The following is a 24,456-nucleotide window of genomic DNA, read 5'->3' as shown; positions in this document are numbered from 1 at the left end:
TCGCTATATCTTTTTAAAGATCACTGTTCTATTTTTTTCATTTGAAGACTTGTCTTTCACTTCAAAACCATAAGCTCAATAGTTGAATAATAAGCAGGGTTGTATTACAATGGAAAGGAAATTAATAAATCCACAAAGAATTGATTTAGAATTCTCTTATTGTTTATAATTGTTTATAGATGAGCCTGATTAATTAAAGACTGATTTTCACCCAAGAATATTCAATTTGTAATATACGATAATTTCATAAAAACTATTGCAATTAAATAATTAACAGGTATAATAAAGAGCAGACTATGTATATACAAGTACTAACATTTAATTTTTAGCACTTGATATTGGTGGGTTATAATTATTGTAGGGAATTTTATCATTAGTAAACTACAATAATCCATTTATTGTAGTAGTAAAATATTTTCCAGGAGGTGGCTAAAGTTATGAGAAAAGAGGAGGTCGGTATAGTAGTTGAAATCAATGGAAATAAAGCAAAAGTCAGGGCTAGCAGACATGGAGATTGTGAAAACTGTGGTGTCTGCGATGGTGACAATGCCATAATGTTGGAAGTTGAAAACTCGCTTTCAGCTAAGCCGGGACAAAAGGTAGCTTTTGTAATACCGGAAGCTAACATGCTCCAAGCGGCATTTGTGGTATATATACTGCCACTTATTGCATTATTTGTCGGAGCATTTATTGGATGGTTTATTGCCAATAAATTTGGGCAACCTTTGATTCCATTTGAAATAGTTGGTGGAATATTAGTTTTTATTTTATCAATAGTTTATGTAAGATTATATGATAGTGCTGCGAGAAAAAACCATAGAATGCAGCCAAGGATAACCAAAATATTATCTGACTAATTGATTTATTCAGTCCAATATTTTTGATTATATCTTTTGACGGATTTTAATAAATTAAAGAGAGGATTTAAAAAATGACAAATAGTTTTCGCGGTGGAGTGCATCCAAACGGTAGCAAGAGTTATACCGCTAGTAAACCCATAGAAATTGCACCTTTGCCAAGTAAGGTAATCATTCCTTTAAGACAGCATATTGGTGCGCCTGCCATATCGATAGTGAATAAAGGCGACTTAGTAAAAAAAGGACAAGTCATTGGGACCAGTGAGGCATTTGTTTCCAGTAATGTCCATGCATCCATGTCTGGAAAAGTTATTGATGTAGCCGATTATCCTCATCCAGTATTTGGAACGTGTCTTGCAATTGTGATTGAAAACGACGGCAAAGATGAATGGTTAGAAGGTATTCCCTTAAAACGTGATTGGAAGAGTTTGGACCAAAACATGATTCGTAACATTATTAAAGAAGCAGGAATCGTTGGAATGGGTGGAGCAACCTTCCCGACACATGTTAAAATATCCCCACCACCAGAGAAAAAGATTGATCTGCTTATTTTAAATGCTGCGGAATGTGAACCTTATTTAACAGCTGATCATCGAATGATGCTTGAAGAATCAGATCGCATTGTAACAGGCGTTAAAATAATGATGAAAGTACTTGGCGTTACCAAAGGTTATGTTGGAATTGAAGATAACAAGAAAGACGCTATTGAAGTAATGAAAAAAGCTTTTAAAGGGTCTGGGGTGGAAGTCATAGCACTGCCAACAAAGTATCCTCAAGGTGCTGAAAAAATGTTAATTAAAGTACTCACCGGCAAAGAGGTACCATCTGGCGGACTGCCAATGGATGTTGGGGTTGTTGTTCAAAACGTCGGTACCGTAGCAGCAGTATGTGATGCTGTAACCCAGGGAATTCCACTTATTCAGAGAGTTGTTACGATCAGTGGTAAAGCTGTAAAAGAGCCTAAAAATCTATTGGTTAGAATAGGAACAACATTTAAGGATGCCATTGATTTTTGTGGAGGTCTGGTAAGCAGGCCTGAGAAAATTATTATGGGTGGCCCCATGATGGGAATGGCCCAGGCAAGTCTGGACATTCCAATTATAAAAGGGGTATCCGGGATACTTGCGCTGGCTGAAGGAGAAGCAAACACGGGCACGGAATCACCATGTATACGATGTGGAAGCTGTCTCAAAGCCTGTCCGATGGGATTAAATCCCAGTATGCTTAGTATTTTAGGAGAACGGAATTTTTATGAAGAAGCAATCGAAGATTGCAGTCTTCTTGATTGTGTTGAATGCGGAAGCTGTGTGTATGTCTGTCCGGCAAAACGAAATATAGTTCAATACATAAAAGATAGTAAAGCACAAAATATTGCCGCAAACGCTGCAAAAAAATAGGAGGTGAGTTATAATGGCAGAAGTAGAATTAAAAGAAAAATTATTTGATGTATCTGTATCACCACATATCCGTTCAAAGGAATCAATTGCAAAGATCATGTGGACTGTAAACTTAACTTTAGCTCCGGCTGCATTGTTTGGAGCATATAATTTTGGTATTAACGCGTTCATTATTATTGTAGTAGGTATTTTGTCTGCTGTACTTTTTGAATATTTGGTAGAAATAATAAGAAAAAAACCGATTACCATCAGCGATGGCAGTGCCGTTTTAACAGGTTTATTACTGGCAATGTGTTTACCCCCAACAATTCCATTCTATATGGCGGCAGTCGGTTCTTTCATTGGAGTCGTCGTTGCAAAACATGCCATGGGCGGGTTAGGGTACAATATCTTCAACCCTGCACATATTGGAAGAGCGGCGTTAATGGTTTCATGGCCAGTAGCGATGACAACCTGGAGTGCAATGACCACAAAGATTGACGTTGTCAGTGCTGCAACACCACTTAATATACTGAAGCAACAAGGCTATTCAGCATTAATTGATACTTTCGGTGGAGCATCTAACATGTATCAGTCACTACTCATTGGAACGCGTAATGGCAGTATCGGTGAAACTTCCACAATTCTATTGGTTTTAGGTGGACTATTTTTAATTTATAAGGGTTACATTAACTGGCAGGTGCCTGTTGTTATGATAGGGACTGTTGGTGTTTTAACCTGGATCTTTGGACCAGCGGGTTTCTTTACCGGAGATCCACTTTTTCATATGATGGCAGGGGGTTTAATCATTGGAGCATTCTTTATGGCTACAGATATGGTTACCATACCAATTACCGTAAAAGGACAAATAGTATTTGCCTTGGGTGTTGGGTTGTTAACAACCTTAATAAGGCTAAAAGGCGGCTATCCTGAAGGGGTTTGTTATGCAATATTATTAATGAACAGTGTTACACCTCTGATTGACCGTTTTTTTCAACCCGTTAAATTTGGTACCAAGGGGGTAATTAAAGATGTCGGCTGATCATACTAAAAAAGAATATTCTATTTTTGCGATAGCATTAAACTTAATGTTAGCTTGTTTTGTATCCGGTTTGGTTATTGCGACCACATATTTTTTCACAGCACCTTTAGCTTTAGAAAAAGCTGCCATTACAAAGACCCAAGTTATGAAAACACTGGTAACTGAGGCGGATACCTTTACACCTATTGACGGTAAAACCGATTGGTTTACTGCATCTAAGAGTGGACAAACCATTGCTTTAGTAGTCCCTGGAGAATCAAAGGGATATGGCGGTAAAATAACAATGCTTGTTGCTGTTTCTCCTGAGGGAAAAGTTATGAATTTTGAAATATTAAAGGCCAATGAAACGCCGGGTCTTGGCGATGGTGCTAACAAAGAACCATTTAAAAAGCAGTTTACTGACAAAAATTCAGAAGCCTTGATAGTAACAAAAGATCCTTCAAACACAAAAAATATTCAGGCGATGACTGGAGCTACAATTTCCTCAAAAGCTGTAACTTTAGGCGTTAAGGGAGCTGTGGATGAAGTTGTACAGTTTGAGGGAGGTAAATAATATGAAAAATATATGGAACATATATAAAAAAGGTCTTATTGCAGAAAATCCAATCTTTGTTCTGGCACTTAGCCTATGTCCCGCTTTGGCTGTTACAGCTTCAGTGATAACGTCTATAACGATGGGGCTTTCAGTTATGTTTGTTATTACTATGAATAATGTGATCGTTTCACTAACCAGAAAACTTGTGAACCCAAAAGTACGGGTACCTGTTTATATCACATCAATCGCAACCATCGTTACTGTTGTGCAATTGTTGCTTCAGGCCTTTTCGCCTGTGTTATATAAAGCACTGGGTATATATCTTGCATTGATCGTTGTTTTTGCAATAATATTGGCAAGAGCAGAAGTATTTGCCTCAAAAAACAAAGTCATACCTTCTTTCTTTGATGGATTAGGGATGGGTTCTGGTTTTGCGATAGCACTTGTTGGCATCGGAATTATCCGAGAAGTTACGGGAGCCGGTACAATACTTGGAATACAGGTCATTGGTGACTGGTATGATCCAGCATTGATTATGATTTTGCCTGCAGGGGCATTTATCCTAATAGGATACCTATGTGCCGGGTTTAAAATGTTAACTTTGCATATGGAAAAAAAGGAAAATGAAAAAGTTAAAAGGGGTGAAGCATAATGGAATATTTAACCCTGTTTATAAGCGCAGTGGTTGTTAATAACTTTGTATTAACAAAATTCTTGGGCTTATGTATATTCTTTGGCGTATCAAAAAACTTAAATGCTTCTATCGGCATGGGTATGGCTGTTACCTCAGTCATGACTCTGAGCTCAATATTGGCATGGCTGGTTTATCATTTTGTTTTAGCACCGTTCGGTTTAACATTCATGACAACTGCTGTTTTTGTTTTGCTGATAGCAAGCTTTGTTCAGTTGCTTGAAATGATCATAAAAAAACAGGCACCGGCACTTTACAATATGTGGGGGATCTATTTATTATTAATCGCTACAAACTGTGTTGTTCTGGCAGTGCCACTTTTAAATGCTGAATCTAATTCTGCATTCTTATTCAGTGTGGTATATTCTATTGGATCCGGTTTGGGATTTGCATTAGCGATCATTCTAATGGCAAGTTTAAGAGAAAAGTTGAGATTGGCAGATGTTCCTAAATCATTAGATGGCCTTGGCATTGCCTTTATTTTAGCGGGTATGCTAGCGTTGGCGTTTCTAGGTTTTTCAGGAATGATAGGATAATAGAAAGGAGATAATCATGGAAACTGCGATACTGGTTGTAGTAGTAATGACAATTATTGGTTTGATTTTCGGTTTAATATTAGCTTTTGCTAATAAGATTTTTTCCATCGAAATCAATCCACTTATTCATATAGTAGATGACATACTTCCTAAGGGACAATGTGGTGCTTGTGGTTATGCCGGCTGTATGGCTTATGCTGAAGCAGTTGTTACAAAGGCGGATGTACCTCCGAATCTTTGTATCCCAGGCAAGAAGCCTGTAGCGGATTTGGTAGCACAATTAACAGGAAAAACACCTCTTGAAATTGAGCCAAGAATTGCCTATGTAAAATGTAATAATTCAATATTACATGCAATAAAAAAATATAACTATGTCGGAATTGAAGATTGTTTTGCTGCTAGTCTCGTTCAGGGAGGCCCTAAAGCATGTCAGTATGGATGCGTGGGTTTTGGAACCTGTGCAAGAAGCTGTCCATTTGATGCCCTTACCATGAGCGAAGATGGTTTACCGATTATAGATGAAGCTAAGTGTACAGGCTGTGGAATATGTAGTTTGGCTTGTCCAAAGCACGTTATTGGAATGCAACACATTGGAGCGCCGGTAGCAGTTCTTTGTAACTCAGCAGATAAAGGGGCAAAAGCTCGTAAACTTTGTGCAGTAGCTTGTACAGGTTGCGGACTTTGTGAAAAAAATTGTCCATATGGTGCAATTAAGATTGAAAATAATTTAGCATGGGTGGATGCAAGTATTTGTTTGGAAAAATGTAATAATCCAACCTGTTTAGCAAAATGCCCAACTGGTGCTATAGAACCTTTAACGGCTGATGCAAAAAAGATAGCATTAGTTCAAAAGGAAGCTGCAGCAAAAGCGAAAAAAGAAAAATTAGAACAAAAAGAACAGAAATAAATTCTGATTCAATGATTAAAAAGATAGTTAAGGCTGCAAAAGTTGATTGTTAAATCAGCTTTTGCAGTTTTTTTATTTTAAATATAACTGTAATTATACTGGAAATAAGCGTATCATAGAGTATGGACTAATGAAGAACACACACTATGAGGAGTGGCTATGAAAATTCAAATATCAAATATCAGTAAAAGTTTTGGGAAAAACATCATATTAAAAGACATAAATTTAGAGGCTTGCGCCGGTGAAATATTATGTTTATTGGGGCCATCAGGTGCAGGAAAAACGACGTTGATCCGCCTGATTATTGGAGCAATGAAAGCAGACGCCGGGACGATTTTAATTGATGGAAAAAGAATGCCCAATATGGTTTCAATAAGGGAGATTGGATATATGCCTCAAAATGACGCCGTGTATAATGACATCAATGGTTATGATAATTTGACGTTTTTTGGAAAAATGTATGGATTGAAAAATAAAAAATTAAAACAAAGGGTTGAGGAGATGCTGTCTCTGGTTAATCTTACCGAGGAAAAAAATAAGTTGGTTTCAAACTATTCCGGGGGAATGAAAAAGCGTCTTTCTTTGGCGATTGCTCTTTTACATGATCCGGAAATACTGATTTTAGATGAGCCCACCGTTGGAGTAGACCCTGTTTTAAGAAAAACCATTTGGGACGAGTTTGACATATTATGCGGTGCCGGGAAAACAATTATTATTTCGACACATGTCATGGATGAGGCAGGAAAATGCCAAAAGGCTGCATTAATATATGGTGGACGTTTAATTACCCATGATAGGGTTGAAACCTTAAAAGCAAAAACAAAAACAGGCAATCTTGAAGAACTATTTTTTGATGCTCTGAAAGATAGGGAAGAACAATGAACGGTCTGATAATACGCATTATAAAACAAATGCTAAATGATCGACGATCAATTGCACTTATTATACTTGCTCCGATTTTGATTTTGACTCTGATGTACCTTCTATTAGGAGACAGTTCCTATGAACCTAAAATTGGTATTGATGAGGGTTTCCCGCCAACTTTTTTATCGGCTCTGGAAGAAGAAGATGTTTCAATAATTGTGTTGCCGGAAGGTGAAGATATTAACGCAAAGCTTGAAAACAATGAAATTGATGCGATGATAACAATGGATGCCCAGGGGTTGACAATCAGAATGCTTGAGGCAGATGGCATCAAAGTAACTAAAGTTACGGATGCTTTAAAATCTGCAATGACAACCATCAATCCTGGCGCCAGTATGGGAATCACCTTCATATATGGTGATTCCAAGGCAAGCATGTTTGATAATTTAGGTTATATATTACTTGGCGTGATTTCGTTCTTTTTTGTGTTTTTATTGTCAGGGGTTTCATTTATACGTGAAAGAACCACAGGAACATTGGAACGGCTTATGCTGACGCCTATAAGGCGATATGAAGTCGTTAGCGGTTATACCCTGGGCTTCGGTATCTTTGCCGTTATTCAAAGCATTGCCGTTGTTTTATACTGCCAATACGTTCTTCATATGCAGTTCACCGGGTCTGTTTTGCTTTGTATTCTTATTATGATCCTGCTGGCATTTACCGCGGTTTCAACAGGAACCCTTATTTCTATCTTTGCAAATAATGAATTCCAGGTGGTACAGTTTATTCCGATTATTATCATTCCCCAAATATTTTTTTCGGGGCTTATTCCGTTAGACACACTACCCTATCATTTGGGAATGCTTTCCTATATTATGCCAGTTTATTATGGTTGTTCCGCACTTTATGATGTTATGTTGAAAGGTTACGGTATTGCACAAATATGGGATTATCTGGTTGCACTCCTTATATTTATCATCGTATTATCTGTGATTAATACCTTTGCACTCAAAAAGTATCGAAAGATGTGATTAAAAAAATAAAAAGGGTATATATAGAGAGATAAGAAAGACCCATCGTTAAATTAATTGATTTACGAATAATGCAAAATCTGAATTAGGAAAAAATATATTGGAGGTGTAAAATGGCAGATTTAAAAAACAAAATTGAAAATGCGAAAGATAAAGTTGTTGGAAAAGCAAAAGAAACTTTCGGAAAAGTAACTGGGAGCGAAAAGACAGAACTTAAAGGTAAGATTCAGTCCAAAAAGGCTGATTTAAAAGAACAGTTTGACGACACCAAAGAGAAGATTGCAAAAAAAATCAATGACATGGATAAAGATAAATAAACGATTCAAAAACAGTATACGGGTCTTTCCTGATATTAAACTGGATAAAAATCCAAATATAGAAAGGGTGAAAAGTCATGTTGTGGATCATTGCTGCAGTTCTCATAATCTTATGGATTCTTGGTATGGTTACCTCTTATACACTGGGAGGATTTATTCACATTCTCATTGTTATTGCTGTAATTGTAATTTTGATTAAAATAATTACAGGAAGAAGAGTACTTTAACTTCGTCTTGTTTTAAAACTGCTGGTAGTAAGTCCGGGAAGGGTCTTTGTCAATGGCATCTATGGCTTAACCAAGCCTATCGCAGGAATCTTTGAGGGCATTTTCGCTCAAGGTGCCCTTCCCAGCATTAACGCCACAGCGATTTTTGAACCTGCAACCTTGATTGCGCTGGTTGTGGTAGCCTTGATTGCCTGGATTCTGCAGAAGATTTTTTAATCCTGCTTAAGAATAATACAATCAGAAAAAACCATGAGGATGACATAAATCAATCCGTATGGTTTTCTTCTATTTAATAACTTGCAATAAATTAAGAGATTACTGTATAATGTAATTTCGAAAGTACAGAAATACTAATATACAAAAAAAAGATTTAAATTGGCCAGTTATTTCTGAGAAACATTATTTGAAATCACTAAGAAAAATAAGCCAAATATTGACAAGTTTGATGAATTGATAATTATGGATCCATACAGTATAATAAGTATGTAATTGATATCCAGGAGGTTCAATCATGTCCCATATATTAGCTAAATCCGCCTACAAAAGTTTAGAGGAGCGTTTGAACCGATTCCCCCAGGGGGCGCCGGCTTCAGATACTTTATACAAAATTCTTGCCATCCTTTTTTCAGAAAAGGAGGCTGTTCTTGTAGCCCAACTGCCCATTAAACCCTTTACAGCAAGAAAAGCTGCTGCTATCTGGCGAATGCCTGAACCGGAAGCCAGAAAGATCCTGGGCGACCTGGCATCAAGATGCATCCTCATGGATATGGAAAGCAGCAAAGAGACACGTTATCTGCTCCCCCCACCAATGGCAGGATTTCTGGAATTTTCCATGATGCGTACCAGAAATGACATCGATCAGAAGCTGCTGGCTGAGTTGTTTTATCAATACATGAATGTTGAGGAAGATTTTGTCAAGGAGCTGTTCTTCAGCACAGAAACCCGCCTCGGAAGAGTGTTCGTCAACGAAAGCGTACTTGATGTCGGGAACACCGTTCAGATCCTTGATTTTGAAAAAGCCAGCCACATTATAGAAACTGCAGAACATATGGGTATCGGCATGTGCTACTGCCGTCACAAGATGGAACATGTCGGGAAGAACTGTCATGCTCCCATTGATGATATTTGCATGACTTTCGGTGATGCCGCGGATGCATTAATTCGGCATGATTATGCCAGGAGTGTTGATGCCTCAGAGGGTATGGAAATCCTTCATAGAGCTTATGACTATAATCTGATCCAGTGCGGTGAAAACGTTCAAAATGGTGTTTCCTTTATTTGCAACTGCTGCGGCTGTTGTTGCGAGGCCCTGGTTGCCACCAAAAAATTCGGGAACCTCCATCCTGTTGAGACTTCCGGGTTTCTGCCGGTTCTGAATTCAGACACCTGTATTGGCTGCGGGAAATGTGAAAAAGCCTGTCAGATTGAAGTCATAAAAATGAAGCAATTAAACGGGGAAAAAGTTCCGGTTATTGACGAAAATGTATGCCTTGGTTGCGGTCTATGTGTCCGTGCCTGTCCGAATAAAAGTCTGCTGTTAAAAAGTACGGGAAAAAAGGTTATTACACCCTCCACATCCGTGCATCGGGTGGTACTTATGGCCATTGAAAAGGGCATGCTCCAGGAATTGATTTTTGATAACAAGGCATTATTCAGCCACAGAGCCATGGCCGCCATTCTTTCATCGATTCTCAAAATGTCGCCGATTAAAAAAGCCATGGCCAGCGAACAGATGAGATCTGTTTATTTAAGGAAACTCATCGAAAGTCAAAAAATCTGATATAAAAAAAACCGCTCTCTATTATGGGTGCTTTTTATGGTATCATTATTAAGACATTTGATACAAGGAGAAATTAAATGCCTAAAATCGGAATGAGAATAATTAAAACATGTATAGCGGTATATATCTGTTTTTTAATCTATTTGCTGCGAGGGGAACAAGGTGCTCCGTTTTATTCTGCAATCGCTGCGATTTTATGTATGCAACCTTATGTTTCAAATAGTCTGAAAGTTGCGTTAAACAGAACAATAGGAACTTTTATTGGTGGTGCAATGGGAATGTTTATTTTACTTGTTGAGCAAAGTTTTGTTCCAACAGATATGCTTGCCTTACAGTATCTTATAGTCTCCCTGGCCATTATCCCGTTGATTTACATTACGCTGCTGATAAATAAACCCACGACTTCTTTTATAGCCTGTGTCGTATTTTTGAGCATTGCCATATCTCACGGTGCTGACGTCAACCCATCGCTCTTTGCTCTTAACAGAATTCTGGATACATTAATTGGTATTTTTGTGTCTCTTGGAGTGAATGCTCTTCATTTTCCCAGAAAGAAAAACTCACGGATTCTATTTGTCAGTGATTTGGATGGGACTTTATTAAATTCACAAAATGAAATCAGTAATTATTCAAAAATAAAATTGAATAGAATGCTAAACCATGGTGCACTCATTAGTGTTAAAACAAACCGCAGCATTGCTACGCTTCTTCCGATTTTCGACGGAGTGGAACTGAATTTACCTATTATTATAATGAACGGTGCCTCGCTTTATGATTTAAAAAAGAACACATACATGCATTGCAAGGCTATAAATTATTCAATCGCCCAGGAGGTGCTAGAGGTTTTTAAACATCAGAGCGTCAATTGTTTTACCCACACCATTATTAATGATATGCTCCATATTTATTACACTAAATTAATCAATCCGGTTGATAAAGAACTCTATCGTTCAAAGAAACTTCATCCTCAGAAAAACTATATCTGCGCCGATTTGCCTAAAAATCAGGATGTGCTGTATATTATGGCAGTGGATAAACCTGAGTTAATAAAAAAACTGCATAACGAAATTACTCGCCTTCATTGTGCGTATCTCATTAAGAGCATCACCCATAAGGACGAAGAACATCCGGGGTATTATTATTTGGAAATTTATAGTGTGGAAGCTTCAGTAGAGGAAGCGATTATGGAAATGAAAGAGAGACTATCGGCGGATACGCTTGTTGTTTTTGGGAACAGTGAAAATGATATCCCAATGATGGAAGTTGCAGACTTTGGCTATGCAGTTGCTAATGCATCAGAAGAATTAATGGCAATTGAACCGCGTACTATAGGAGATAATAATAGTGATGCCGTAGTTAAAAAAATGGAAAAGCATTTTCATTCCAAAAGTTTATTTTAACCAGAAGTCATAGTTAAGTTATCAGTCATGAAAGAAAAGATAAGACACAGCGAGAATCATTGAAACCACAATTTTATGTGGTTGTGGCATTTGGGGTCTCACAAAAATACTCGAAGTAAAGATAAATGAACAGACCCCTTAAAGCAAAACCATTAAGGGGAATTTTAAGTAAAAGGTGCTAAACTAATGCTTGTTAGCAACGCCAACGCACAATCCTCTTTATGACGCTTCGAAAATTGGTATTTATGTATTAGCCTTAAGGGGCAGGAATGGAGACAAACTATTATGAAATCCAATGAAAAAAATATGTCTGAAAAATCAAAAAAGACTTCTAGTTCCATGATTCTATATGTTGCCGGTTCAATTGTAGCAGTGATTGCAGTTGCGTTATTGATTGATAATATTATGCTATTTTACACGAATCTTAACCAATATGTAACTCAGGGGTATGCAGCGGCAGATGTTATTAAACAATTATTGCCAGGACAACTACTTCCAGGAATATTCGAACCAATCGCCGTTTATGGAGGTATTGCACTTCTTTTATTCTATGCTGGTTTTATAAATCAAAAAGTATCAAAAGGCCTGATGTTATTAACTGAAGTGAAATCTTTTGATGATCCCACTGTGGAAAGAATTACTGTAGAAAAAACAACAGTAATCACTGACATGGAACCAATCAATCAAGAAGAAACTTTAGTAGAAGATGAAAAAGCGTTAGACGAAAATAAATAAAATTTAGAGGAGTTGGCTATCTTATTTATAGGGTTTTGTAAGTTCTGAGATTTTCAGAATGAGCAGCCCTTTTTTTATTGGGAAAGGTTTTTATACCTAAGGATACATCAATGAAGCCATGGAGCATTCCGGGAACTTCTAAAAATGAGCAGCCCTCATTAATAAAGAAGAAGGTCGGAATCGTGTTGTCATTGCAGAAGTAAAATATCTTTTAATATTCAAAAAATCATACTTAATTCAAATTGAAATTTATCCTTAACTATTTTGTTAATAATGTGTTATAATTTAGAGATTAAGAATTGATTATTCGACAAAATTAAAAAGATAGGTGTCTTGATGACAAAGGTAAGAGAAAATGAGTAAAAAAAGCAGCACAATGAAGAAGATTTTGATTCCCCTTTTTATAGTTATCATTCTAGCAGCCTCGGGATTTTATTATGTTTATAGTACGTATCTTGGGAAAATTAATACGGTAAAGATTACGAAAAATGAAGAGGAACTACAAATCCAGCCAGTAGTTGCTGATAAAAGCAAGGATATTATTAATATAGCCTTATTTGGCATTGATACCAGAGCGGATGATTATGATGGTTCCAGGACGGATTCAATTATAATCGCTTCTTTGGATTTATCACATAAAAAATTGAAACTGTCTTCTATTATGCGGGATAGCTTTGTAAGCATACCAGGGGAAAAATATGACAAAATAAATCATGCCTATGAAGTTGGAGGACCTGAATTAACAGTTAAAACACTCAATGAAAACTTTGATATGAATATTAAGGATTATATGACTGTGAATTTCAGTGCTTTGGAAGAAATAGTGGATGCCGTGGGTGGAGTAGAGATTAATGTGAAAGATTATGAAGTAGATCTTCTCAATAAAACCAGCGGTTCAAGTTCTGTTGGTACAGGAGTACAAACACTCGATGGACAACAGGCCTTAGCTTACAGTCGGATACGCTATTCTGGTGATGCGGATTATGAAAGAACACTGAGACAAAGAACTGTCTTACAGAGTGTTATAAACAATGTGCTGAAAAGCAAGTCATTGCCACAAGCCTTATCATTAATTGAAATACTGTCACCTTACGTACAAACGAGTCTTGATCAAGGAGCACTGATTGGATTGGGCACTAAGGTATTTTCAGCTGGGGGTATAACCATGGAAGATACCAGATTGCCTGTTGATGGACAATATATTCCTGGTGTATGGGATGAGGTATTTTATTTAAAATATGATACTTTAAGTGAAAATGTATCCTATTTACATGACTTTATCTATGAGGAAAAGGGATATGTGCCATCTCCTGCAGTTGAAGAAATCAGTAACACAATCTTAAGCACTGTTTCAAAAAATTAGTTTTCACAGGACAAAAATTGTTCTTGATTTTTATATTTTTTTATAGTACAATTCGGTTCGTATGATAAGGTGGATTAAAACCTTTTTGAAGTGTCCGCAAACACAGGGTTTATGGATACTTCAAAGATATAAAATGCCATACAGAAAACTGGGTCAAGTGCCGATTGGTAGCTTTTGTTGCCTTATTGATTGAATGATTGCTTGAATTTTATAAGTTGGTTACTTACAACCGTGTGCCCTGCCGCACATCACACTTGTGAAATAATCAATAAGAGTAGTAAAAGTAAATTCTTGCTATATAGACTCTAATCTCTACATTTTGAATAAATAGAAAATGAATGGATGTTTCAGTTCATTTAATGGTAAATAAAACAAAAATCGTAGAAATGAAACTCAAGTGGAGAAACAACACAAAATGTTGTTTTCATTTGAGTTTTTTGTTTTGTCGATAGAAAATATCCGAAACGAGGTGGATTATGGAAAATAAATTAAAATTGAGTGGTTTCAACAATCTGACTAAATCCCTTAGCTTTAATATTTATGATGTATGTTATGCGAAAAGTGAACGTGAACAACGTGATTATATTGCCTATATTGATGAGCAGTACAATTCTGAACGCCTCACCAAAATTTTACTCCATGTTACAGAAATGATTGGTGCCCATGTGCTGAATATTTCTAAGCAGGACTATGATCCCCAGGGAGCCAGCGTTACTTTTTTAATTGCCGAAGAAACCTTTCTTCGGGAATGCAGGGAAGTCGGTGGAGCTAAAGCAGATCTTCACGGGGAAACCATGGTAGCCCACTTAGATAAAAGCCATGTAACTGTTCACACCTATCCCGAATATCATCCGGATACCAGTCTGGCCACATTTCGGGTGGATATTGATGTAGCCACCTGTGGTGAAATAACACCACTGAGCACACTGGATTATCTCATTGGCAGCTTTGATTCGGACATCATCACTATGGACTATCGGGTCAGAGGTTTTACCCGGGATGTCAGCGGAAAGAAATTGTTCTTGGATCATAAGATTACCTCGATTCAGGATTATATTAATGATGAAACCCTGAAAAAATATGATGCCATTGATATTAATGTTTATCAGTCCAATATATTTCATACGAAAATGATGTTAAAAGAAATTTGTTTACAAAACTATTTGTTCAATACTGATGTCTATGAGCTGCCGCCAAAAACACGATTGGAAATTTCCAGCAGCCTTCGTCAGGAAATGATCGAAATTTTCAGTGGAAGCAATATCTACTAATAGGTAATTGCGAAAGTACCGTGAGCTTCACTGTCAGTTTTCATGAAACAATTTTTCCACTATACGTCGGACAGTTCTTCGAACTGTTCGCCTATACGTTACATAATTGTTTATGAAAACTGACATCAAAGCAATTTACGATTGTGTTTGTGAATTGGGCAATTACCTAATCTACTCAATGAAGGGGGCAATAAAAAATGACAAAGTTATCCCAGGACAGAATTCCTATTTTAGAGGCACTTAACCGATTTAAACAAATGCGGGTGGTTCCTTTTGACGTTCCGGGACATAAACGAGGGAAGGGCAATAAAGAATTAACGGATTTTTTAGGGGAGCGGTGCATGTCTGTGGATGTAAACTCCATGAAACCCCTGGACAATTTATGTCATCCCATTTCGGTGATTAAGGAAGCTGAGGAATTGGCTGCAGAGGCCTTTGGTGCGAAACACGCATTCTTTATGGTAAACGGCACCACATCAGCTGTCCAGAGCATGGTTCTGTCTGCCTGTCAGGAAGGGGATAAAATCATTCTTCCGAGAAATGTCCACCGAAGCGTTATTAATGCTTTAATTCTTGGAGGGGCGATTCCTGTTTATGTGAATCCTGAGATTAACCATGAGCTGGGAATCTCCCTGGGCATGACATTGACCGGGGTGAAAAAAGCGATTTCTGAAAATCCCGATGCCAAAGCGGTGCTTATTAATAATCCCACTTATTATGGGATCTGTTCCAATATTAAGGCCATCACCGACCTGGCACACCAACAGGGAATGCTGGTATTAGCGGATGAGGCTCACGGCACTCACTTTTACTTCGGCAAAAATCTGCCCTTAAGTGGTATGGCGGCAGGCGCTGACATGGCATCGGTGAGTATGCACAAGTCTGGCGGGTCTTTAACCCAAAGCTCTTTTCTTTTAGTGGGAAACGAGGTGAATCCCGGTCATGTCCGTCAGATCATTAATCTGACTCAGACCACCAGCGGTTCCTATCTGCTGCTGTCCAGTCTGGATATTTCCAGAAAAAATCTGGCGGTTAATGGAGAACGGATTTTTCAAAAGGTTTACCAAATGGCTCAGTATGCGAGGGATGAAATTAACCAGATTGGCGATTATTATGCTTATTCCCGGGAACTCATTAATGGCGATACAATCTATGACTTTGATGTTACCAAATTATCCATTAATACCTTAAATGTAGGACTTGCCGGTATTGAAGTATATAATATTCTCAGGGATGAATATGACATTCAGGTGGAATTTGGTGATATCGGAAATATCCTTGCCTATATTTCGGTCGGGGACTGCCAGCGAAATTTAGAACGCCTGGTCAGTGCATTGGCTGAAATCCGTCGGCTGTATAAGTGCGATAAATCGGGGTTGCTTCAGTACGAATATATTAATCCGGAAGTTGTTGTGGCGCCACGAAAAGCTTTTTACGCCGAAAAGGAATCCCTGGAACTCAAAAAAACAAAAGGGCGAATTTGCAGCGAATTTGTGATGTGCTATCCCCCGGGGATTCCCATTCTTGCGCCAGGGGAGCGGATCACCCAGGAAATTCTTGATTCCATTGAATATGTTAAGGAAAAAGGCTGTTCTGTTACCGGTCCGGAAGATATGGATATTAAGGTTTTAAATGTACTGAAGGAGGTCAAATGACATGGAGCTATGGTTTACAGAAAGTCACACACCCAGCGTGAAATTCTCAATTCAGGTGGATCGCCAGCTTTATTGCGGACAAAGTGAATTTCAACGCATTGATATCTTTGATTCAAAAGAGTTTGGGCGGTTTTTAACCCTGGACGGCTATATGATGCTCACTGAAAAAGATGAGTTTATTTACCATGAAATGATTGTTCATGTACCCATGGCCGTCCATCCTTTGGTAAAGCGGGTACTTATTATTGGCGGTGGAGATGGCGGCGCAATCAGGGAGTTGGTCCGTTACCCAACAGTGGAACACATTGATCTGGTCGAAATTGATGAATTGGTGGTGGAGGTCTGTAAAAAATATCTGCCTCAAACAGCCTGTTCTTTCAATGATGAGCGTGTCCACTTACATTTTCAGGACGGATTACGGTATATCAGGCATTGTGAAAATGAATATGATTTGATTATCGTGGATTCCACAGATCCATTTGGGCCTGGAGAAGGGCTGTTTACAAAAGAATTTTATGGCAACTGCTACAAGGCATTAAAAGAGGATGGCATTATGGTCAACCAGCATGAAAGCGCCTTTTATGCCGATGACGCAATCGCCATGCAACGTGCCCACAAACGGATTGTGGGATCATTCCTGATAAGCAAAGTCTATCAGGCTCATATCCCGACCTATCCGTCAGGCCACTGGCTCTTTGGGTTTGCATCTAAACAGTATCATCCTGTCCATGATTTAAAAGCGGTTAAATGGAATGCATTAGGTTTCAAAACCCATTATTACAATACGAGACTTCATACCGGAGCCTTTGCATTGCCAAACTATGTAGAGGAGCTGTTAAGAGATGCTGAGTAAAAATATAGAAACCTTTATTGGCTGCGATAATGACTATGATGATGCCCGTACTGTTATTTTCGGAGCGCCCTTTGATTCCACCACTTCTTATCGCCCGGGAACCCGTTTTGCCAGTCGAACCATGCGCATGGAATCCTTTGGTCTTGAAACATACAGTCCTTATCAGGACAAGGATCTAGAGGATATTTCTGTATTTGACGGCGGCGATCTGGAGCTTTGTTTCGGAGACACTCAAAAAGCCTTAGAGCAAATTGAAGAGTTTGTGACGACCATCCTTTCCGATGGGAAATTGCCGATTATGATCGGAGGGGAGCATCTGGTGACGCTCGGGGCGGTTCGGGCAGCGGTTCAGAAATATCCGGATCTTCATGTGATTCATTTCGATGCCCATGCCGATCTAAGAGACGATTATCTGGGGGTGAGTCTATCCCATGCAGCGGTTATGCATCGGGTTTGGGATTTAGTGGGAGACCACAGAATTTTTCAGTTTGGCATTCGTTCAGGGGACCGCAGCGAATTTCTCTGGGGGAAAGATCATGTAACTACTCAAAAATTCAACTTTGAGGGTTTAGCAGAAATTGCAGCAATGCTTAAAGATAAACCGGTATATTTCACATTGGATTTGGATATACTGGATCCTTCGATTTTTCCGGGAACTGGAACACCAGAGGCTGGAGGGGTCAGTTTTTTGGAGCTCCTGGACGCCATCCAAATCGTGAGTAAACTCAACATTGTCGGGTGTGATATCAATGAGCTATCCCCTATATATGACCAAAGTGGGGCTTCTACAGCAGTGGCATGTAAGGTATTTCGAGAGTTATTGTTAGTGATTGTTTAAAAGATTAGATAGTAAGGAATTGTGAAACGAATACAAAACCTCATACTTGGATGTCGGTTTATAAAAACAATTATGTAACGTCTTAGGTGGACATCTCGGAGAGTGTCCGATGAAGAGTGGAAAAATTGTTTCATATAAACCGGCAGTAAGGAAGAGCCTACATTCGCAAATGCATGAATTAAATTTTACAAGGAGGTTATTATGGGAAAAGCATTAATTATCGGTTGTGGCGGTGTTGCCAGTGTGGCCATTCATAAATGCTGTCAGAATAGTGAAGTATTCAGTGAAATATGTATTGCCAGTCGTACAAAAAGCAAGTGTGATGCACTAAAAGCCAAGCTGGACGGTGGAAAAACAAAAATCACCACAGCCCAGGTGGATGCCGATCATGTGGATGAGTTGGTAAAATTGATTGAGAAATTCCAGCCGGATGTGGTTCTTAATCTGGCCTTGCCCTATCAGGATCTCACCATTATGGATGCCTGCCTGGCCACCAAAACCAATTATGTGGATACCGCAAACTATGAACCAAAGGATACTGCGAAATTTGAATATAAATGGCAGTGGGATTACCGGGAACGTTTCGAGAAGGCAGGAATCACAGCCCTGCTGGGAACCGGTTTTGATCCCGGGGTTACCGGAGTGTTCTGTGCCTATGCACAAAAGCACCAGTTTGATGAGATCAATACCATTGATATTCTTGACGCCAATGCAGGGGACCATGGCTATGCTTTTGCGACCAATTTTAACCCTGAAATTAATATACGTGAAGTAAGCGCCGATGGCAGTTACTGGGAAGATGGGAAGTGGATTGAAACTGAACCTATGGAAATCAAGCGAGTTTACAACTTTCCAGAAATTGGGGAGAAAGATATGTATTTGCTCCACCATGAGGAATTGGAATCATTAGGCCTTAATATCAAGGGTATTCGTCGGATTCGTTTTTTCATGACTTTTGGACAAAGCTACCTAAACCACCTGAAATGTTTGGAAAATGTGGGGATGACTTCCATAAAACCCATCGAGTTTGAAGGCAGACTAATTGTACCTCTTCAATTTTTGGCAGCAGTGTTACCTGATCCCTCATCACTGGGACCAAGAACCAAAGGGAAAACCAATATCGGTTGCATCTTTCAAGGGAAAAAGGATGGAAAAGATAAATCCTATTATCTCTATAATGTCTGCGACCATGAGGAATCCTATAATGAGGTTGGATCCCAGGCAATTGCGTATACAACCGGTGTTCCGGCCATGATCGGAACCATGATGGTGATGACTGGAAAATGGAACAAACCCGGGGTACATAACATCGAGGAATTTGATCCGGATCCGTTTATGGAAGCCCTGAACAAGTGGGGACTGCCCTGGCAGGAAAGCTTTGAACCGGAGCTGGTTGATTAAAACATGGATATTAACCAGGCATTCGACCAGTTACCGACGCCCTGTTATGTAGTGGATGAATCCCTGCTTATCAAAAACCTGAAACTGCTGAATCAGATCCAGCAACAAACAGGGGCCCATATTTTACTGGCGCAAAAGGCCTTTTCCATGTTCTCATTATATCCCCTGATCGGGCAGTACCTGTCCGGCACCACAGCCAGCGGTTTGTTTGAAGCAAAGCTGGGATATGAGGAAATGGGAAAGGAAAATCATGTTTTTTCAACCGCCTATCTGGAAAGAGAATTCAATGAGATCGTAGCCATTTGTGACCACATTGTTTTTAATTCCTTTGCCCAATGGATGAAATATAAAAACCAGGCACTGGCTGGGGGATGTTCCTGTGGGATCCGGATTAATCCGGGGTGTTCCACCCAGGATCATGGCATCTACGACCCCTGCGCTATGGGCTCCCGGTTAGGGGTCACAACCAGGCAATTTCGTCCTGACCAGCTTAAGGGTATTACCGGACTGCATTTTCACACCCTTTGCGAACAAAATGCCGATGCCCTGGAGCTTACGTTAGAGGCAGTGGAAGCCCAATTCGGCAATGTTCTTCACCAAATGGAATGGCTGAATTTGGGGGGAGGCCATCACATTACCCGATTTGATTATGATGTTGAAAAGTTGATTGTCTGTATTACGCATATCCAGGAAAAATATGCTGTAAGAGTCTATTTGGAGCCGGGAGAGGCCGTGGCGCTCAACACTGGATTTCTGGTGGCGACGGTGCTGGACATCGTTGATAATGGCATTCAGATTGCTATTTTGGATGCCTCGGCGGCCTGCCACATGCCGGACGTTCTGGAAATGCCCTATCGACCAGAGATTATCGGAGGAGGTATGCCTGAGGAGAAACCCTTTACCTATCGTTTGGGCGGCCCCACCTGTTTGGCAGGGGACATTATCGGGGATTATTCCTTTGATGCGCCACTTGAAACAGGAGACCGGCTGGTTTTTTGCGATATGGCGCATTATACCATGGTAAAAAATAATACCTTTAACGGCATGAATTTACCAGCCATCGCAATTTTCACCCAACAAAAAGACATCCGCATGGTTCGACAATTCGGGTACGACGATTTTAAGAACAGACTATCCTAGTGCGTAGAGAAAAGGTGTTCCAACTGTTGAGAAAGAGCTTATTGCCATGGGAAAATAGCAGTCATGGAAGTTGCTTTGCCTAGGGATATGCCATATTATTGTAATGACTGTTTTTTTATGCATTTAAATTATTTTAATGTTTGAAAATGTTTGAAATTGAAAGGAATTATGTGAATAAAATGAAAAGAAACAAAAAACGATTGATATTAAGTTCAAGTTTAATCCTAATCAGTCTGGTACTTCTCCTGTTATTAACAGGATGTAAGGTAAATGTGGATAAAATTAATCAACCGTCCTATTCAGTGAACGAAGGAACCTACACAACACCCATCACAGTGGAAATCAATAAACCGGATGGTACAGACATTTCGATTTACTATACCATTGATGGTACTGACCCAACAGTGACCGCCACTAAGTACACTGGCCCAATAACACTTGCAATGAATACTACTTTAAAAAGTATCGCAGTTGATAAAAATGGTTCAATTTCTGAAATTAAATCAGCGGTATACACAATTTCAGTTCCAACTGAAAATATACCGGATGTTAATACACCTGATCAAACCAGTGATCAAACAAATGATGTAAATACTGATGAAAAATTCATGAACACGGTTCAGGGGACATGGGTTTCATCACAACAAGGCTGGACGCTAACATATTCATTTACTCCAACTGACCCAGCGAGTGGAACTCTTATTCATTCCGAAGTGGCCCCAAATGGAAACGGAGATGGATACAGTGCAAATTATACAGTTACCACCACGGGTGGCAGTGATACAGGAACCATAAATATGAAAGATGTTGAAAACGCTGGCATTATGCCATCCAGCACCGAGCTTAACATTGATTTCGATTCTGATAACTCAAACCAAATTCACATTAATGGCATTTTATTCACAAAAAATAATTAAAGCGAAGATTTTTTGAAAGGAAGAATAGCAATGAAAATAACAGTCATTAACGGAAATACACGCCATGGCAGCACATGGCATTGCATGGATTTGTTAAAACAAGAGCTTTCACGCAATGGGAAAATAGAAGTGACTGAATTTACTTTGCCCAGGGATATGCCGCATTTTTGTCTTGGCTGTTTTTCATGTTTTTTAAACGGTGAGCATACTTGTCCCCACTCGGAACAGGTCAGTCCCATTGTTGCAGCCTTGGAAGCAGCTGACCTCATCGTTTTAACGTCACCTGTTTATGCTTTAGATGTAACAGGTCAACTTAAAACATTGTTTGATCATTTGTGTTTTATGTGGTTAAGCCATCGGCCCAACCCAAAGATGTTCAATAAGGTCGGGTTGACACTTTCTACTTCCGCAGGTGCGGGACTGACCCATACAAGAAAAACAATGCAAAATAGTTTGAAATTCTGGGGGGTTAAAAAGCGATTTTCTTTGAAGGAAGCTGTTGCAGCCATGAAGTGGGAAGAGGTACCTCTAGAAAAACAGGCTAAGATAAAACGGGATATTAAGATCATGGCAAAAAAAGTCACTAAAACAGTGAACAATATCGATCATCTTCCATCACCTGTATTCAGAAGTTTTATGTTTGTGGTCATGAAACAAATGATGAAAAAAAACACATGGAATCCTACCGATAAAAACCATTGGGAATCACAAGGTTGGCTTAGTGGCAATAAACCCTTTTAAGGTAGAATGATTTTGTAATCCCTGGAATAGTCACTAAGTATTTTGTGCATCTTATATTATTTCAATATTTGAACCTGTTGTCTGAATCTGTTCTATTCTGTTTTCAGGCATGGTTTGGAGATAATTGTCCAGATATTGCTGCAATATGATTTCAGGTTCAGAAAATGCGATGGCATTTATTTCTGGGTGGTAGGGATGACGCTTGACTAAAACCGAAAGCTCAACATCATCAAGCATGCTGAAAATGACAAAAGCTTCAGATTCACTCAATGCGCAGTCCAGAAGGATATCCTCTATATCGGAAAGTGTTTTGAACTGTTCTTTAATGATTTCAATTTTATCATCAGAATATCTGCAGGAACGGACCTCATTAACGATTTTTCGGTAACTTTCATCATCTGTTTTTGTCCCTATAGAATACTGAATGATCTCATTTGAAGAGGTCTTAACGCGAGGCACTAATACTTTTTGCAAGGTATCGTTTTTTATTGCAAAGTGAATATTTGATGTAAATTCCGGTAAACTTGCCCAGATATAGGATTTTAATGATGTACTCGTTATTCCTAAAGTCTTTATAATTGCGGCAGCATTTTGCTGTGAAATTTCAAGAATTGATTCTTTGGTTTCGTTTTTCAAGTCGTTTTTAATTTTTCGAATATCCGAAGCTTCAAGGTTTAAATCGAGTATTTCTTTGTGTAATATCGCACATCCCAAAGCATTTTGAAGGGCTTGTCCAAAGATATTGACAAGTAAGTCTGCATAGGTCGCATGGTAGCCACACATAACCTCGTGGAGGATGACAGGTTCAAACTTTGAACAAAACAAATTTTCCAGGTGTAAGTTTTGGAGATATTGAATGATAAATTCGACACCGGCTAAGTCAGTTATTGGGTGGATGAGCTGATAATCAATAGAGCCTGAAGTTTCATGTGCTTCATAATCAGCATGATAGTCCTTGAAAAATCCCTTGATGCCTTCCTCTCCGATGGTATCGTTGTAGGAGGCATTGATGGTTTGAATTTTAGTTTTGCATACAAGATGATATAAATACTTTGCAACATTGAGTTTTGTATTGATCATGCTCCGACCCAATGAATAAAGGTCTGAGAGCGGTTGGCTTTTTACAGCATCAAGGGAAGAGTCAGGTTCCGGGAAGGATTTTAGATAGAGGCTGAGGGTATACATGTTAGACTTCATAATCGTTTGTGCAACCTCAACTTTAACAGAACTGCTGAGACCTTTGTTATAGACCTCTGTGTTATCTGCCAAAAGCTTAATGATTTGCATTTGAATGCTTTCTATTTCCAAATCATTTAATTCTCCTTGATTATGGGCTTCTTGTAAAAGAGACTGGAAATAAAATTCATTACTTAGGAGTTGTTTGTTAATTTTTGAATGTTTTTCAATAGATTGCATTGCTTTTTTCCTCTGCTTCCTGGGTATCAATTTCTTCATATTCGGGATCATAACCATTGCGAAGGTTTCTAGCCATTTTCTCCAGTTTCCGATATTTAAGAAGATCTAATGAACCTGCGCTTTTTCCATTAAAATGCTTTTTCATAAACTGAATTAAATCATCATCACTCATTTGGTCAAGAGTCTCGTTTTTATAATAATAGAAAATTTCAACAAGCTCATGCAACACCTCTTGATAATTGTAATGCGAAATGTAGGGCGAATCACAAAAATATTTGATTATTTTATCAAGAACGCCACCGCTAAATTCAATTCTTCCCGTATTTTTCAAAGCATAAGATCGGGTTTCCACAAGCTCAAGGGCCTGAGGTTCGGTCAAGATGAGACCAAATTGTTCGGTTCTTTTGTTAATCATCATTATTTCTGAAACGGCTTGTTTTTCAAGCAGAGAACCATCAAATAGCATTAAATCAAAGGACATAGTGATTACCTCCATAAAAATAATTAAAAAACGGAATTAAATTGACAATTGATAAAAAATATGATATGATGATAAAGGAAAT

At 38.7% G+C, this 24,456-nt stretch carries 25 protein-coding genes; 23 read left to right on the top strand and 2 right to left on the bottom strand.

Annotation, left to right across the window (positions count from 1 at the left end; genetic code table 11):
• The first annotated feature begins 437 nt into the window (after positions 1 to 437).
• From VIK44_RS04125 to VIK44_RS04015, 23 genes are all read left to right on the top strand, one after another.
• The gene (locus VIK44_RS04125) at positions 438 to 857 is read left to right on the top strand and encodes a SoxR reducing system RseC family protein (RefSeq protein ID WP_331552578.1); all 420 of its coding nucleotides are present in this window, start codon (positions 438 to 440) and stop codon (positions 855 to 857) included.
• A 74-nt stretch (positions 858 to 931) separates the two neighbouring features.
• Complete coding sequence (rsxC, locus tag VIK44_RS04120; RefSeq protein ID WP_331552577.1) at positions 932 to 2,254, top strand: electron transport complex subunit RsxC; 1,323 nt, start codon at positions 932 to 934, stop codon at positions 2,252 to 2,254.
• Positions 2,255 to 2,267: 13 nt separating this feature from the next.
• Entirely contained in the window at positions 2,268 to 3,275 is a 1,008-nt protein-coding gene (locus tag VIK44_RS04115; RefSeq protein ID WP_331552576.1) for an RnfABCDGE type electron transport complex subunit D, read from the top strand.
• Positions 3,265 to 3,828: an FMN-binding protein gene (locus VIK44_RS04110; RefSeq protein ID WP_331552575.1), complete on the top strand. Its 564-nt coding sequence runs from the start codon at positions 3,265 to 3,267 to the stop codon at positions 3,826 to 3,828. Before VIK44_RS04115 ends, VIK44_RS04110 begins: the two co-directional genes overlap by 11 nt.
• Position 3,829: 1 nt before the next feature.
• Entirely contained in the window at positions 3,830 to 4,462 is a 633-nt protein-coding gene (gene rsxE, locus VIK44_RS04105) for an electron transport complex subunit RsxE (protein ID WP_331552574.1), read from the top strand.
• Positions 4,459 to 5,037 carry an electron transport complex protein RnfA gene (locus VIK44_RS04100; RefSeq protein WP_331552647.1) on the top strand — a complete coding sequence of 193 codons (579 nt, stop codon included), beginning with the start codon at positions 4,459 to 4,461 and terminating at the stop codon, positions 5,035 to 5,037. The genes rsxE and VIK44_RS04100 overlap by 4 nt, the downstream gene beginning before the upstream one ends.
• Positions 5,038 to 5,053: 16 nt before the next feature.
• Complete coding sequence (gene rnfB, locus VIK44_RS04095; RefSeq protein ID WP_331552573.1) at positions 5,054 to 5,944, top strand: RnfABCDGE type electron transport complex subunit B; 891 nt, start codon at positions 5,054 to 5,056, stop codon at positions 5,942 to 5,944.
• A gap of 159 nt (positions 5,945 to 6,103) precedes the next feature.
• Positions 6,104 to 6,826: an ABC transporter ATP-binding protein gene (locus tag VIK44_RS04090; protein ID WP_331552572.1), complete on the top strand. Its 723-nt coding sequence runs from the start codon at positions 6,104 to 6,106 to the stop codon at positions 6,824 to 6,826.
• Positions 6,823 to 7,839 (top strand): ABC transporter permease, encoded by a 1,017-nt coding sequence (locus VIK44_RS04085; protein WP_331552571.1) that lies wholly within the window; start codon positions 6,823 to 6,825, stop codon positions 7,837 to 7,839. The genes VIK44_RS04090 and VIK44_RS04085 overlap by 4 nt, the downstream gene beginning before the upstream one ends.
• Before the next feature lie 113 nt (positions 7,840 to 7,952).
• On the top strand, positions 7,953 to 8,156 hold the full coding sequence (locus tag VIK44_RS04080) for a CsbD family protein (RefSeq protein WP_331552570.1): 204 nt from the start codon (positions 7,953 to 7,955) through the stop codon (positions 8,154 to 8,156).
• Between the two features lie 77 nt (positions 8,157 to 8,233).
• Positions 8,234 to 8,383 (top strand): lmo0937 family membrane protein, encoded by a 150-nt coding sequence (locus VIK44_RS04075; protein WP_331552569.1) that lies wholly within the window; start codon positions 8,234 to 8,236, stop codon positions 8,381 to 8,383.
• 511 nt (positions 8,384 to 8,894) lie between these two features.
• Positions 8,895 to 10,163 carry a 4Fe-4S dicluster domain-containing protein gene (locus tag VIK44_RS04070; protein WP_331552568.1) on the top strand — a complete coding sequence of 423 codons (1,269 nt, stop codon included), beginning with the start codon at positions 8,895 to 8,897 and terminating at the stop codon, positions 10,161 to 10,163.
• Positions 10,164 to 10,240: 77 nt separating this feature from the next.
• Complete coding sequence (locus VIK44_RS04065; protein ID WP_331552567.1) at positions 10,241 to 11,563, top strand: HAD-IIB family hydrolase; 1,323 nt, start codon at positions 10,241 to 10,243, stop codon at positions 11,561 to 11,563.
• A 285-nt stretch (positions 11,564 to 11,848) separates the two neighbouring features.
• On the top strand, positions 11,849 to 12,298 hold the full coding sequence (locus tag VIK44_RS04060) for a hypothetical protein (protein WP_331552566.1): 450 nt from the start codon (positions 11,849 to 11,851) through the stop codon (positions 12,296 to 12,298).
• 355 nt (positions 12,299 to 12,653) lie between these two features.
• Complete coding sequence (locus tag VIK44_RS04055) at positions 12,654 to 13,661, top strand: LCP family protein (protein WP_331552565.1); 1,008 nt, start codon at positions 12,654 to 12,656, stop codon at positions 13,659 to 13,661.
• 476 nt (positions 13,662 to 14,137) lie between these two features.
• Positions 14,138 to 14,932, top strand: a complete 795-nt coding sequence (gene speD, locus VIK44_RS04050) for an adenosylmethionine decarboxylase (protein ID WP_331552564.1) — start codon at positions 14,138 to 14,140, stop codon at positions 14,930 to 14,932.
• A 197-nt stretch (positions 14,933 to 15,129) separates the two neighbouring features.
• On the top strand, positions 15,130 to 16,587 hold the full coding sequence (locus VIK44_RS04045) for an aminotransferase class I/II-fold pyridoxal phosphate-dependent enzyme (protein ID WP_331552563.1): 1,458 nt from the start codon (positions 15,130 to 15,132) through the stop codon (positions 16,585 to 16,587).
• A 1-nt stretch (position 16,588) separates the two neighbouring features.
• A complete protein-coding gene (gene speE, locus VIK44_RS04040; protein ID WP_331552562.1) occupies positions 16,589 to 17,440 on the top strand; it encodes a polyamine aminopropyltransferase in 852 nt (283 codons plus the stop codon).
• Positions 17,433 to 18,278, top strand: coding sequence for an agmatinase (gene speB / locus VIK44_RS04035; RefSeq protein ID WP_331552646.1), 846 nt, complete (start codon positions 17,433 to 17,435; stop codon positions 18,276 to 18,278). Before speE ends, speB begins: the two co-directional genes overlap by 8 nt.
• Before the next feature lie 201 nt (positions 18,279 to 18,479).
• Complete coding sequence (locus VIK44_RS04030; protein ID WP_331552561.1) at positions 18,480 to 19,679, top strand: saccharopine dehydrogenase family protein; 1,200 nt, start codon at positions 18,480 to 18,482, stop codon at positions 19,677 to 19,679.
• Positions 19,680 to 19,682: 3 nt separating this feature from the next.
• The gene (gene nspC, locus VIK44_RS04025) at positions 19,683 to 20,819 is read left to right on the top strand and encodes a carboxynorspermidine decarboxylase (protein WP_331552560.1); all 1,137 of its coding nucleotides are present in this window, start codon (positions 19,683 to 19,685) and stop codon (positions 20,817 to 20,819) included.
• A gap of 179 nt (positions 20,820 to 20,998) precedes the next feature.
• On the top strand, positions 20,999 to 21,736 hold the full coding sequence (locus tag VIK44_RS04020) for a chitobiase/beta-hexosaminidase C-terminal domain-containing protein (RefSeq protein ID WP_331552559.1): 738 nt from the start codon (positions 20,999 to 21,001) through the stop codon (positions 21,734 to 21,736).
• 30 nt (positions 21,737 to 21,766) lie between these two features.
• The gene (locus VIK44_RS04015; RefSeq protein ID WP_331552558.1) at positions 21,767 to 22,477 is read left to right on the top strand and encodes an NAD(P)H-dependent oxidoreductase; all 711 of its coding nucleotides are present in this window, start codon (positions 21,767 to 21,769) and stop codon (positions 22,475 to 22,477) included.
• A gap of 51 nt (positions 22,478 to 22,528) precedes the next feature.
• Here the strand turns inward: VIK44_RS04015 and VIK44_RS04010 are convergent, their stop codons facing one another.
• Both VIK44_RS04010 and VIK44_RS04005 read right to left on the bottom strand, forming a co-directional pair.
• Positions 22,529 to 23,893 (bottom strand): DUF6179 domain-containing protein, encoded by a 1,365-nt coding sequence (locus VIK44_RS04010; RefSeq protein WP_331552557.1) that lies wholly within the window; start codon positions 23,891 to 23,893, stop codon positions 22,529 to 22,531.
• Entirely contained in the window at positions 23,880 to 24,374 is a 495-nt protein-coding gene (locus VIK44_RS04005; RefSeq protein WP_331552556.1) for a DUF6323 family protein, read from the bottom strand. Before VIK44_RS04005 ends, VIK44_RS04010 begins: the two co-directional genes overlap by 14 nt.
• Positions 24,375 to 24,456: the final 82 nt, after the last annotated feature.

Source organism: Acetobacterium sp. (genome assembly GCF_036508315.1).
In the GTDB taxonomy this organism is placed as follows: domain Bacteria; phylum Bacillota; class Clostridia; order Eubacteriales; family Eubacteriaceae; genus Acetobacterium.
Note: the sequence above shows the minus strand (reverse complement) of the source record. Positions and strands in the feature narration are given on the sequence as shown.